Raw genomic sequence first — 14497 nt, 5'->3', positions numbered from 1 at the left:
TGCGTTTTTAATCTGTGCTGTTTTTCGGCTTTTCTTTGCTGTACCGCTGCTTTTTCGACGCGGTTTTTTCTGTCTCACGGAGTAAGTCAGATAAATTTTTTGCTGTATGGACGGCATATTCCGTCAGGAGCTGGAAATGGCTCCCTGGCGTTATGACGCTTTTCACCAGATTCGGCCATTGATTCGCCCAACGCTGCGGCTGCACGTAAGCAGGATGCGCTTCGGCTTGCAGCATTAATGTCGGTGTTTTCAGGTGGGCGGGCGTCCACCGTTGGCCGAACAGTTCGAGATACCAGGCCATTGCCGTCATCTCATTATCGCCGTCTGACCAGAATTCGCCTTGGGTCGAAAGCCATGTGCGTAATACCTCTCCCATTGCGATTTCGCTCATGGCAGAAGGCGGGAAGCTGTCGATTAATACCACCGCTCTGGCTTGTAGACCACGAGCTTCCAACTGATGGGCGGCGGCATGGGCGACCAGCCCGCCGGTTGAGAAGCCGACCAGCGTAAAATCGCGTCCCGCCGCGCTGTTCTCCACTGCCGTGGCCAGCGCCGTGGCCGCGGCGTAGTCGGTGGCAGGCAGTGGTTCGCCATGATATCCGGGCAGCGGAACGGTCAACATGCTGTACTGCTCACGTAAGGCCGTGCTTAAGCGTTGATAGGTTAAATCCGCCGCAGCGGGAATGAAGGAGTTAAGGCAAATCAGTAGCGGCTTTTCCCGATCATTGCGCAGCCATACCGTTTCCGGCGCGTGCTGGTTATGCTGCTGGTGCGAGAAATGTTCGCGCAGACGCGCCGCTCCGGCCAGCACGTTAAGCCCTTCCTGCGTCATGTCCTGCTGCACGGCTTGCCGTAGCAGCTGATAGAATCCACCGGTGTTTTGCTTTGGTTCGGCGTGCTCTGTTGTCGGGGGATCATGTTTTTCTCCAACCAGCAGGCTCAGTAAAAATTGAGCCAGCGCTTGCGGTGTCGGATGAGCAAAAATTGCCGTCGCGGGGATGTGAATGCCAAGCAAAAGTGATAATCGACTACCCATTTCCACCGAGGTGAGCGAGTCGAATCCCAGCGTGATGAATTCTCCGTCGGTTCTTATGGCACTGGAATCGGGATGGTTTAGCACCTCTCCCGCGTGTTGAATTATCACCTTAAGCAGGTAGGGCAGTTGTTGCTGTTCCGACATGCTGGCGATCTGTTGCGATGGGGCGACGTTACGCTGAGATGCTGAGTGGTGTAAGAATACCTCTGTTAATAGCGAGGCGGCGCATTGCCCGTGCAGCGCTTGCAGATTCAAACTCGCGGGTATCAACAACGGTGAATGATTCACTCCTTGCGCGCCGATAACGGCATCAAGGAAAGCAAGACCTTGTGTACGAGAAAGCGGGATATGCCCGGTATCAATAATCTGTTGGATATCGTCGCTACCAAACTGTTCTCCCATTATTTCTGAGCGTTCGGCCCACATCCCCCAGGCCATCGAGGTGGCAGGAAGGCCACAGTGGCGCCGATGGTGCGCCAGTGCGTCCAGAAAGGCGTTGGCGGCAGCGTAGTTTCCCTGCCCTTGTTGCGCAAGAATGCTGACAGCAGAAGAGTAGAGAACGAATGCCGCGAGATCGTCATGCCGGGTGAGCCGGTGCAGATGCCAGGCGGAAACGGCTTTGGCGCGCAATACGTTGTCTAGCTGCTCCGTACTCATGGTATCCAGCATTGCCGTATCCGCGTTTCCCGCCGTATGAATAACCGCAGTGAGCGGATGTGCTGCGGGTATGGTGTTGAGCAGTGATGCCACTTCAATTGAATCAGCAGCATCACAGGAGACGATAGTCGCCTGTGCGCCAAGCTCGGCGAGTTCCTGACGTAAAACCGCCGCACCCGGCGCATCCATCCCCCGTCGGCTGGCAAGCAGCAGATGGCGGACACCGTGATGCTCAGCCAGATGTTTCGCGGCGATTTTCCCCAACGCGCCAGTGCCGCCGGTGATCAGCACAGTGCCGTCAGGGTTGAGGTTGCGGCACGGTTTTTTCGGTTGGGCGGTGTGGCTGGGAGCGGCAAGATCGTTGTCGCTGGCGGTTTTCACCAGCCGTGGCGCGCGTATTTTTCCGTTGCGTAGCGCCAGTTGCGGCTCATGCGGCAGGGTGTTAATCGCGGCTGTTATCAACGGCCATGAGGTGTTTTCTGCATCATCAATGTCGAGCAGGAAGACGCGCCCCGGATATTCCAACTGTGCGGTACGCAGCAACCCCCATAACGGCGATTGCGCCAGATTCGGGACATTTTCATCGTCATCCGTTGCCACTGCCCGTTGTGTCACCACCAGGAACGGGGTGGCGGTGGTACGCGGCTCCCTGAGCCAGGCTTGCAGGGCGCTGAGTACGCGGTATGTCGGATGAGGGGCGAAAAACTCATGAGCGTTGTCGGTTTGTGGCGCGATGAATGCCGCGATATCGCCCGGCTGCGGCGAGAAGCTGTTCAGCATAGGGTGAACATCGGCATAGACAGTGCAATCATCGTACTGCTTGAGTTTATCTGATAAGCGCGCCTGCACGCGGTCTTGTACAACAATCCAGCGCAGTTTCAGCGAGGTAGTGGCCGAATCTGCATCAATCTCACGCCATGCCAGACGATAAAACGGAGGTCGCTGCGGCTGCGTTCGTTGGGGGCTTGGCGATTTCAGTATGAGGGAGTCAACGGTGGCGACAGCACGCCCGCTATCATCCGCGAGTCGTAATGCATATTCCCGATAATCCAGTGACGGCGTTGCGGTTTTTCGCACCACATGCCCTCTGAGGCGTTGTACGCCTCTGGCATAGGTACGTAAACCACTGGTGAGGAAAAACAATCGGGGCCGACTATTTTCTGTTTCCAGGGTCAGGTTTTCGATTAATGCCGCCTGCATTCCCGCATCCAGTATTATTGGGTGCAGTATGAAGTCTCCTGACCGTTCTCCGTGAATAGGGGAGAGTATCGCTTCGATATAGTATTCATCGTGACGTTCCCAAACGTGGGTAAGTGGCTGGAAAGATTCACCGAGCACCACACCTTGTTCAGCAAGTTGCTCATAGAGCGGGCTGAAATCAATGGCTTTGGCATCAGCGGGTGGCCAGTGTGACGGATGTAAATCCGGCCAGTGTGGCGCAGGGCTGTCGTCTGGCATAAGGTGGCAAGTTGCATAGCGTTGCCAGATCGGTGTCTTATCCGCTACGTGTTCGGGACTGGAAATGTAGAAATAGGCGTCGGCCTGATGCCCACCATTCGCTTTCCGTTCGCTGATACGCAATTGAATCTGGGCGGTAGTCTGTTTCTCCAGCGGTAACAGGGTATGCAGGAACAGATCGTCCAGGCGTTGGCAGCCTAGTTGTTCACCGACATAAAGCAGCAGTTCGGCGGTTACGGTGCCGGCCACTGCCGCGACATCGCCGACTCTGTGCTCCAGTAACCACGGTTGCTTTGTCGCGTCCAGTTGCCCGGTAAAAATCCAGCCTTGCTGATCAGCGAGGCTGATGCCGGCGTGCAGGAACGGATGGTTAAGTGCGAATAATCCTCCGCCGAATGTCGGTTGCGCTGGCGGAGCCTGCAACCAATAGCGACGCCGCTGGAAAGGGTAGGTGGGCAGCGGCACGGGCGGCGTTCGGGCGAGTAATTTAGTCCAGTCCAGCGCTTGACCCTGTGCGTACAGCCTGGCCAATGCGGCGAAGAAAGAACGCCATTCGTCCCGTTCCTTGCGCAAGCAGGCGATCCACGCCGTGCCGGATTCGCTACCGGTACTGGCTCGTCCCAGCGCCGCCAGCACGCCGTCTGGGCCGATTTCCAGCGCGGTGACGGTATTGTGCACCTGAAGCCATTGAATGGCTGCGCCGAAGCGTACCGCGTGGCGGGCCTGATGCGTCCAATAGTCAACGGAACACGCCTGTTCATTAGTAAGCCGCGTGCCGGTCACCGTGGAAATGATCGGAATGGCGGGAGCATGAAGCGACAGGGTTGACAGTGTATTGCGCAAGCTATCAAGGATGGTATCAATGTGTGGCGAATGAAACGCGTGACTGGTTGTTAAGCGGTGCGTACGGTAACCGTGTGCCTGCCACTGTTCTGCGATATGCAGCACCTGGTCTGTGCCGCCGGATATCACCACGGATGAAGGCGCATTAATCGCGGCGATCACCACCTGGTCTTCGTGCCCTTTCAGCAACGGCAGGATGTCGGCTTCACTGGCTTCAATGGCGACCATTGTCCCCTCGGCGGTAATGGCTTCCATCAGCCGCCCACGGGTTGCCACGAAGGTGGCGGCATCGGGGAGATTAAACACGCCGGCAATATAAGCGGCGGCGATCTCGCCAATCGAATGGCCTGTCAGTACATCAGGATGCACGCCAAGGTGCATGACCGTCCGGCATAGCGCAACCTCGAAAGCGAAAAGCGCGGCCTGAGTAAAATCGGTTCGGTCTAGTAGTGCGGCGTCGGCGCTGCCTTTGTCGGCGAACATCACGGTTTTAACTGGTTGAGGCATCAGGGGGTCGAGGTGCCGGCATACTTCGTCGATAGCATCAGCAAAGACCGGGGACAGGCGGTATAGTGTTTGTCCCATTGTCGCCCACTGCGCGCCCTGTCCGGTAAAAAGAAATGCAACGTTGCCTGATGTAGCACGGACGCCCTGAGTGACGCCGGGCGCATAGCGCTCAACGGCCAGCGCCTCCAGTGCGTTGAGCACGCCGTTACGATCTTCCGCGCTCACCACGGCGCGGTAGTCAAAGTGGGTGCGGGTGGTCGCTAGCGTATAGGCGACGGCGGCGAGGTCGGGCGCGGTATCCCGGCTAATCCATGTATGCAGCTGTCTGGCCTGGGCACGCAGCCCTGCCGATGAAGCCGCAGACAACGGCAGCGCGATGCCGGGAACGGGGAGCGCCCTTTCAGGCGGCGTACACTCGGCTGGCGGTGCAGGCGGTGGGGCTTGCTCAAGAATGAGGTGTGCGTTGGTGCCGGAAAAGCCAAATGATGACACCGCCGCCCGTTTAGGACGCCCGGTATCGGGCCAGTCTCGCGCTGCGTTAAGCAATTTAACGTTGCCGCGCGACCAGTCTATGTTGCGAGACGGCATGTCGGCATGTAGGGTTTTGGGCAGGCGTCCGTGCTGAAGCGCCATCACCATTTTAATCATACTGGCAACGCCGGCAGCGAGCTGGACATGGCCGATGTTGGATTTCAGCGAGCCAAGCCACAGCGGTTGATCGTCGGGCCGATGTTTACCATAGGTGTTGAGCAGCGCGTGCGCCTCGATAGGGTCGCCAAGCGTGGTGCCGGTGCCGTGCGCTTCTACAACATCGATATCGGAAAAGGTCAGTTCCGCATTATTCAGCGCCTGACGGATAACCTGCTCCTGAGCGGGACCACTTGGCGCAGTCAGCCCATTGCTGGCGCCATCCTGGTTAATCGCGCTCCCTCGAATCACCGCCAGCACGCTATGGCCGGCCTGTACTGCATCGGAGAGCCTCTCCAGCAAGATAAGCCCAACCCCTTCGGAAAACCCTGTGCCGTCGGCATGGTCGGAAAAGGCTTTACACCTGCCGTCAGCGGCGAGACCGCCTTGACGGGTGAACTCGGCGAAGACTTCCGGCGACGCCATAATGGTTGCGCCGCCAGCGAGAGCCAGTGAACATTCACCGCTTCTCAGGGAGTGAACGGCCTGATGAATCGCGGTAAGAGACGCAGAGCAGGCGGTGTCTACCGTAATAGCGGGACCGTTCAGCCCCAGCACGTAAGCGATGCGGCCAGAACTGATACTGCTCAGGCTGCCTTGTAAGCGATAGCCGTCGGCGGCGGGGTTACGCCGCTCAATGTCACTGAGATAACCATTGTGCGTCGCGCCGATAAATACCCCGGTCTGGCTATTTTTTAGCGTGGCGGGAATGATGCCGGCGCGCTCCAGAATCTCCCAACTGACTTCGAGCAGTAAGCGTTGTTGGGGGTCCATCGCCAGCGCCTCGCGGTCAGATATCCGGAAGAAGCTGGCGTCAAAGCCCGCTGCGTCTTCCAGAAAACCGCCCTTCCAGGCGTTGGCAACCGCGTTGAGTTCAGGACGCTGTTCAAATAGCGCATCAAGATTCCATCCCCGGTCTGTGGGGAAGGGACCGATAGTTTCCTCGCCATCGCACAGCCGTTGCCAAAGCTGTTCGGGAGAGTGGATACCGCCGGGCAAGCGGCAGCCCATTGCAATAATGGCGACAGGTTCACGCGCCGCCGCGGTCAAATGCTGATTACGCTGTTTCAGCTGTTCGTTAAGCAACAGGCTATGACGTAACGCTTCGACCAGACGCGGATCGGCGGTTTCCCCACCAGTGATGGCGGTTTTGATATCTTGTTGCACTGCTGCGCGAGGGGTTGGTTTAGGCGTCATCATTTTTTCCTGTCGGACATCACCATAGACACCAGCTCATCCAGACTTGCAGATTCGATATCTGCTACCTGAGGCTGAGGATTGACCGGCACTTGCTCCACCGGTTCTATGCTGTTTGCTATCTGAAGTAATTCGTCCAGCAATCCGGCATTGCGCAGTCTTGCAAGCGGAATGGCCGCAATGCGCTGGTGAAGGCGTAACTCGTCCGTTTCCGTGAGGGATTCGCGTGTTGCTGCATCCTGCCCGGAGAACAGCTCTGCATCGAGATGTTCAGCCAACGCGGTAGGGGTTGGATAGTCATAAGTCAGCGTCGCCGACAGACGCAGGCCTGATGCGGCGGTCAGACGGTTACGTAACTCCAGCGCCATCAGCGAATCGATACCGCTCTCTTTAAATGACTGATCTGGCGCGAGGAGCGAGCCGTTTTCCAGGCCAAGGATGCCCGCCATGTTATCGGCGATGACGGCCTGTAGCTGTTTGAGCCGCGCACTGGGTTCCAGTGTGGACAGCGACTGGCGCAGGTCAGGTGTTTTTTCGCCGCCTGATTGCGTTCGACGTGTGTCCACCGGCCCCGCCAACCGTTCAAATAACGGATGGAGACGTCCCGATTGCGCATTTTTACGCAACACCTGCGGGTTTAGCGGCGCAGCGGTATAAACGGCGTAAGGCAATGCCAGCGCCGCATCGACCAGCGCATTCCCATGTTCAGGTGTGATCGGGGCCAGACCGGTGCGGGCGATACGCGCATTGTCGGTACTGCTGAGCTGGCTCGACAACCCGGTGACCGGTTGCCACCACCCCCAGGCGAGGGATGTGGCGCACCACCCTTGCCGACGGCGGTTATGCGCGATGGCATCCAGCGCCTTGTTCGCCGCCGCGTAGTTGCCCTGACCTGGGCTGCCCAACGTCCCGGCGCTGGATGAGTAGAGAACGAACGCCGCGAGGTCGTCAGTACGGGTTTTTTGGTGTAAGTGCCAGACTGCGTCTGACTTAGGTGAAAATACCGTATCAAGGCTCTCCACCGTCAGATTGGCAATGGTGGCGTCAGCCAATGCGCCTGCGGTATGAAATACGCCAGTCAGTGGATGTGCCGCCGGAATTGCCGCAAGTAGCCTGTCCTGCGCCAGCGGGTCGGTGATGTCGCAGGCGACGATCTCAACCATCGCTCCCGCGTTTTCCAACTCCGTTTTCAATTGCGCTGCGCCAGCGGCACGAAGGCCGCTGCGGCTGGCCAGTATCAGATGTTTGACCTGATGCGAGTCCACCAGATGATGGGCGAGCAACCCGGCCAGCGTACCTGTTCCCCCGGTAATCAACACCGTGCCGTTGGGGTTGAGCGGTTGGGGGAACGTCAGCACCACTTTGCCGGTGTGTCGGCCTTGCTGCATTAGCCGGAAGGCGTGTATCGCCTCTTTAATATCAAAGGCGGTGACCGGCAATGGTGCCAACGATCCCGCTTGCATCAGCGATAACAACGAGCTAAGCATCGCCGTAGTCTGTTCAGGATCGTGGTCCGCTCGGTCAAGGTAGTGATAAGTCAGACAGGCAGGGAAATCCTTACGAATATCGGTTTTACCCAGCTCGATAAAGCGGCCTTGTGAGGCCATCAGCGACATTGAGGCATCGATAAACTCGCCGCTCAGGGAATTGAGCACCACATCAAGCCCTTTGCCATTGAGTAACGGACGGAATTGTTCGGCGAACTCAAGGCTGCGTGAGCTGGCGATATGATCGTCAGGAATGCCGAGCCGACGCAGCACCGGCCATTTGTCAGGGTGCGCTGTAGCGAATATTTCCGCCCCCAGATGACGAGCCAGTTGGATCGCGGCCTGACCGACGCCGCCCGCCGCCGCGTGAATCAATACGCGCTCGCCTGAACGCAGCGAGGCGAGTTGCGTTAGCGCGTAATACGCGGTGAGAAAGACGATGGGGACGCCGGCGGCCTGCGCGAAAGTCCAGTCCTCAGGCAGGTGGAAGGTCATCGTCTGGTCAGCGATAACGGTCGGACCGAAAGCGCCTTCGGTCAGTACCATCACGCGATCACCGATGTTAAAGCCTGTTACCTCCGGCCCGACTTCCATGACGACACCGGCGGCTTCGGTGCCGAATTCATGCTGCGGCGCGATTAACCCCAATGCACACACGATGTCATAGAAATTGATGCCGGCCGCTCGCACGCTGAGCCGAATTTGCCCTTTGCCCAGCGTTGCGCCGGCTTCAGGAGCGGGCTTCAGCCTAAGATTGTCGAGATTCCCGGTATCCGAAATATCCAGACGCCACAGCGTGCTCTCGCAGGGAGGGCTGAGCAGTCCGGTTGTTACCGTTCTGCCAAGGTGTGGAATGAGCAACTGGCCCTGACGCACCGCGAACTGTGAGCGACCGCTGACCAGCGCTGCATGAAGCAATGCGGTATCGGTGAGAGGACGATTGGTATCAAGCAGCACGATGCGGCCAGGGTTTTCATTCTGGGCTGAGTGCAGCAGCGCCCACGCGGCGCTGTGGGCCACATCCACATGTTCATGGAAGCCCTGTTCCGTCGCGTGCTGAGTGATAACGAGCAGCGTGGTAGTCGCCATGCTCTCATCAGCCAGCCAGCGTTGGAGCAGGTTGAGAACCTGTTCGCACAGTGTGCGTGCCGCGCGTGGCACATCGTCGGTGTCCATGCCGCCGGTATTCGGTAACCGCCACACCAGCACCGACGGCGGAGTGGTTGATTCCCGCACGGCGGTGAGTTCCGACCATGTGTGGTAGTGAGCGGTAATGCCCGGCAGGCCGGCGTCGCTGGGATCGGTTGTCAGTAACGCCCAACTGGTGGCCGGGGGCGCTTCTCTGACTTTAGACGCGCCGGGTAACGCGCTCCAGATGGTGCGCAGTAGATCATACTGCGGCTGGATGCGTAACTGCTCGCGCAGCTTGTCTCGTGTGGTTTCCCGTAACGTGAGCGTTTCGATGGCAATCACCGTTGCGCCTGCCTCATCGGTGGCAATCAGGCTAACGGTATCGTTGGTTTTCAGGTGCAGGCGCGCACGCAACTGGCGTGGCTGTTCGTCGGTCAGCGTGATGCCGCTAAGGGCGAAAGGCAACCGCAGCGCCGTCGCGCCGTCGTCTTCAGGCAGGGCGATGGTATGGAGCAGGGCATCGAGCAACGCAGGGTGCAAAAGGTATCCGTTTGTTGACAGCGCTTCCGGCAGGCTGGCTTCGGCATACACATCATCGCCGTCGCGCCAGGCGGCGCTAAGCCCTTTAAAGGCGGAGCCATATTCATATCCGGCAGCGTAGAGCCGTTGATGCAGGCGGGTGAGATCAAGCGGTTCGCTGTTGACCGGCGGCCAGTCTGCGTTGTCGAACGGACGTTCCAGCCCCGGCGCGTCGCGCTGTAATTGCGCAGTGGCGTGCAGCGTCCACGCTGAGGCGTCGTGGTCTTCGTCGTGATGATGCCGGGCGTGCAGCGTGACGGCGCGTTGCCCCTGTTCGTCTGGACGTCTTACTCTGAGTTGCAGGTCCAACTCCCCTTGTTCGGGCAGTACCAGCGGGGTTTGAATGACCAGTTCGGTGATCGCGTGGTAGTCCGTGAGCTGCGCGGCGTAGTGAACCATATCCAGATACGCGGTTCCGGGAACCAATGCCACGCCGGTCGCGGCATGGTCGGCGAGCCAGGGATGGCCGGCGAGTCCGATTCGCCCGGTCAGCAGTACGCCTGCATCGTCCGGCAGATCGACTATCGCGCTCAGCAACGCGTGCTCCGCCGGGCGTTGTCCAACGGTGGCGACATTGCCGACGGCAGGTGGGGTAAGCCAGTAATGGTGATGCTCGAAAGGGTAGGTAGGAATATCCACGAGGCTGGCGGTGGGGTGGAGCGCCCGCCAGTTGATGTTATGCCCGCTGACGTACAACTGCGCCATCGCCTGCGTCAGGCACTCAACGGCGGGTTTGTCTCGTTGCATCGAACTGACAATCGTTGCCGTATTATCGGTCGTTTCTTCCAGTGCGGGCAGCAATACCGCGTGCGGGCTGCACTCCAGAAAAGTCGTTTTACCATTTTTGCTCAATGCCAGTATCGTGTCGAAAAAACGTACCGGGCGGCACAGGTTGTCGCACCAGTATTTGGCATCGAGCATGGCGCCTGGCAGCGGCGCATCGGGGGAGTAACCGTCTATGGTGCTGTAAAAAGGAATGTGTGTTGCGACGGGCTTCAGCTCGGAGAATAGCTCCATCAGAATCGGGCGCAGGGTATTGAGCTGCGTCGAGTGCCCTGCGACATCAACCGCAATCCGTTTAGCCCGAATCTGCTCTTTTTTACAACGACGCAGCAGCATTTCGATTACTCTGGCATCGCCTGAAACCACGGTTGAGGTCGGGCTGTTGAAGACCGCCAGGGTAATTTCCCCGTCATCCGCACAGAGGAACGCGCGGGTCTGCTGTTCAGACAGGCCGATCATAGCCATTGCGCCATGTCCTGACTGGCTGAGCATCAGCCGCGAGCGTAACGCCACGATCCTTACGGCATCCTGTAGCGAGAGCGCGCCCGCGATATAAGCGGCGGCAATTTCGCCCTGAGAGTGCCCCGCGACGGCGTGCGGAGTAAATCCGAAAGATTGCCACAGGCGCGCCAGTGCGGTCATCACCGCGAAAAGCGCCGGTTGTACGATGTCGATGCGGTCTAAAGGCGGCGTGTCGGGATTAGCGTGCAGGACGTCAATCAGCGACCAGTCAACATAAGCGCGCAGCGCGCTATCAACCTCATTGATAGCCTGTCGGTAAACGGAAAACGCGTTATACAGTTCCATCCCCATTTTCGGCCACTGCGAACCTTGCCCTGGGAAAATGAAGAGTAATTTGCCTGATTCGTTGGCCGCTGAAGCGCCGACGGTTAATGTCGGGTAATCCTGCCCGTTTTCAAGCGCCAGCAACCCTTTTAGCAATACCTCTCTGGATTGCCCCCTCACCGCGGCGCGACAGGGGAACTGGCTGCGTGAAATGCCCAGTGAGTAGCCGACATTGATAGGATCAACATCTTGTTTGTTAAGCAGATACTCCCGCAACTGCGCCGCTTTTTTACGCAGCGCAGTATCGGTTTTTGCCGCAATCGGCCAGAGCAGGTTCTGGGGTGCGGCAGCGGTTTCGGCATGGATGCGGCTAATTGGCGTCAATACCGGCGGCTGTTCCACGATAAGGTGACTATTGGTGCCAGAGACGCCGAACGAGGAGATCGCAGCGCGATAAGGCCGATCACCGACTGGCGGCCAGGGTTGAGGTTCCGCGAGTAGCCTTATCGCACCGCTTGACCAGTCGATTTCATGGGAAGACTCGGTAATGTGCAGACTGCGCGGCAGCATACTGTGGCGGAAGGCCATCAGCATTTTGATAACACCAGCAACCCCGGCGGCGGCTTGCGTATGGCCGATGTTGGATTTAATCGACCCCAGCAGCAACGGGCGTTCAGCCGAGCGTTGGCGGCCATAGGTCGCCATCAGCGCATTCGCTTCTATCGGATCGCCGAGCCGGGTGCCGGTGCCGTGTGCTTCGACAACATCGATATCCTGAGGCGTCAGACCCGCGTTAGCCAGTGCGTGACGGATGACCTGCTGTTGAGCGGTGCCGTTGGGCGCCGTCAAACCGTTGGAGGCGCCGTCCTGATTGACTGCGCTGCCGCGGATCACGCCAAGCACCGGATGTCCGTTCGCCTGCGCCAGAGAAAGCGGCTCCAGCAGTAACATACCGATGCCTTCCGATAGCCCCACGCCATCCGCTGATGCGGAGAACGCTTTGCATCGCCCGTCCGGCGCGAGCACGTGTTGTTGAGAAAAATCGATGAGTACGCCGGGCGTCGGCATAATGGTGATGCCGCCTGCCAATGCCAGTTTACAGTCGTTGCTGCGCAGTGCCTCACAAGCGGTATGGATGGCGACTAACGAGGAGGAGCACGCGGTGTCGATGGTGACCGCCGGCCCGTGTAGACCGAGGCTATAAGCCACCCTGCCGGAAGCCACGCAGGTTGCGGTTCCCATATAGCCGTAGCCTGAAACCTCCTCTGCGGCATGTTGAATCTGGGAACCATACTCTGTCGCCATGATGCCCGCGTAGATCCCGGTATTGGAACCGTATAAATCCGAAGGCGCTATCCCCGCGCGTTCAATGGTTTCCCAGGAAACCTCAAGCAGCAGTCGCTGTTGGGGTTCCAGCGTCAGGGCTTCACGCGGCGAGATACCAAAGAACCTGGCGTCGAACAGCGGCGCTTCATACAAAAAGCCGCTGGTGCGCGTGGAAATTTTACCAGGGCGGCCCGGCTGTGGATCGTACAGGTTTTTGACGTCCCATCCGCGATCAGATGGGTAATCACCGATGACATCGCGCCCTTCAAAGACCAGATCCCACAGCGCTTCAGGGCTGTTCACGCCGCCCGGATAGCGGCACGCCATACCAATAATGGCAATAGGTTCGTTGTGATGGCGTGTATTCAACGCATTATGCTCGCCGTCATCGGATGAGGATAAACCAAGCGCTTGTCTCAGGTATTCGCTCAATGCGCGCGGCGTGGGGTGATCGTAGAGCAGCGTGGAGGGCAGCGACAGCCCTGTGGCGATGCTGAGTCCGCGTGAAAACTCAACGACGTTTAACGAGGTAAATCCAATCTCACGGAACGCCTGCATGTCTGAGGAAAAGGTTTTTCCCAACAGCGTTTCGATTTCGCGCGATATCAGGCCCAGCAGGATGTCGTATTGTTCCGATGGGCTGTGATCGCGTAACGCCAACTGATCGATCTCGTCGTTGGGTTCGGTGTTAACCGGACTATCGCAAAGCAAAAGGGGCTCGTTGGTTGTGGGCGCGGCGGGGGCCGCGTGCTCTGGGAGCAGTTGAGTAAACACGCGGTTCCAGTCAACCGGTGCACCGTTAATAAACGCGTGCGTCAGGGCATGAAGGAAACTTTCCCGATCATTTTTCCGGCGTTCGAGTGTGGTAATAGCGGCGCCCTGAACGCCGGCGGCGCGCAGATGCTCTTCAATGACGGTCGCCAACACCGGGTGCGGACTGACTTCAATAAAAAGACGATGTCCGTCGTTAATCAAGGCGCGGATGCTGTTTTCGAACAAAACCGGTTCTCGCAGGATGCGATACCAATAGTCCGGTTGAAAATCGCTGTTGTTATAGCGCGTACCGGTTACGGAGGAGTAGTAGGCCGTCTGCGCCGAAGAGAGAATATTGCGCGGTGCCTGTTCCAGTACCTCATTTTTTAGTATGTCTATCTGAGGGGAATGGCCTGCTACCTCTCCTCCCGGTACTTTCCAGGTCCAGAATCCCGCTTTGGTTAATCTTTCCAGCATGGCGTCGGTGTCTGCCGTGCTGCCGCTTAATGTTACGCTTTTAGTGCTGTTGATTGCGGCAACCGCCAGTCTGCCGTCTGACTCGTTGAGTAAAGGCGTGATGTCGTCAACGGAAGCCGCCACCGATATCATCGCGCCCTGACCTTCGATACGCGTGAGGGTTTGCCCCCATAATGCGACCAGTCTGGCTGCGTCCTCCCGGCTTAAATAGCCTGCGCAGCAGGCCGCTGCCGCTTCACCGACGGAATGCCCGACTACGGCGGATTCTCTGATGCCAAACGCTCGCCATGTATCTGCCAGTGCGGAGGAGAGGGTGAACTGTATTGGCTGGATGTGTTTTTGACGGAAGAAAAACTCGCCTGCCGCCAGCGCATCGGCGGGGTTCCAGTTGAGGTGGGGTTGCAACATTGCACCGTTTTCGTTCACGCTTTGACGATAAACAGGCAGCGTGTTGAGTAGTTCGCTGGTCATTCCCGGCCACAGCGGTCCCTGACCGGAAAAAACCAGAACCGGGTTGGCACCCACAGCGGCGTTCCCGCTTAACACGTTGCGCGCCGCACGGCCCTGCACGAGGGACGTCAGCCCTTTGATCAATCCGGCTTTATCCGTGGCGAAAACAGCACTACGGTTTTTTGCATGTGGGAGGGTGAATTGATGCAGGCAAAACGTTGCTAATTCATCGTCGGATAACGATTCAAGTGTAATACGCAAGCGCTCGGCTACAATGGCGCGCGCCGACTCGGATTCGCCAGAAAGGATCAAGGGCAGGTGTACAGTATTCATAACGATT

General features: G+C 58.3%; 2 protein-coding genes. Both read right to left on the bottom strand.

Annotated elements, in window-relative coordinates; translation table 11 throughout:
• Window positions 1–7 precede the first annotated feature (7 nt).
• Window positions 8–6385: a type I polyketide synthase gene (locus tag Dpoa2040_RS03145; protein WP_168640266.1), complete on the bottom strand. Its 6378-nt coding sequence runs from the start codon at window positions 6383–6385 to the stop codon at window positions 8–10.
• Window positions 6385–14490, bottom strand: coding sequence for a type I polyketide synthase (locus Dpoa2040_RS03140; RefSeq protein ID WP_168640265.1), 8106 nt, complete (start codon window positions 14488–14490; stop codon window positions 6385–6387). The genes Dpoa2040_RS03145 and Dpoa2040_RS03140 overlap by 1 nt, the downstream gene beginning before the upstream one ends.
• Window positions 14491–14497 lie beyond the last annotated feature (7 nt).

The organism is Dickeya sp. CFBP 2040, assembly GCF_012273755.1.
GTDB classification, from domain to species: Bacteria; Pseudomonadota; Gammaproteobacteria; order Enterobacterales; family Enterobacteriaceae; genus Dickeya; species Dickeya poaceiphila.
The sequence above is the reverse complement of the archived record's forward strand: the minus strand, read 5'-3'. Positions and strand labels throughout refer to the sequence as shown.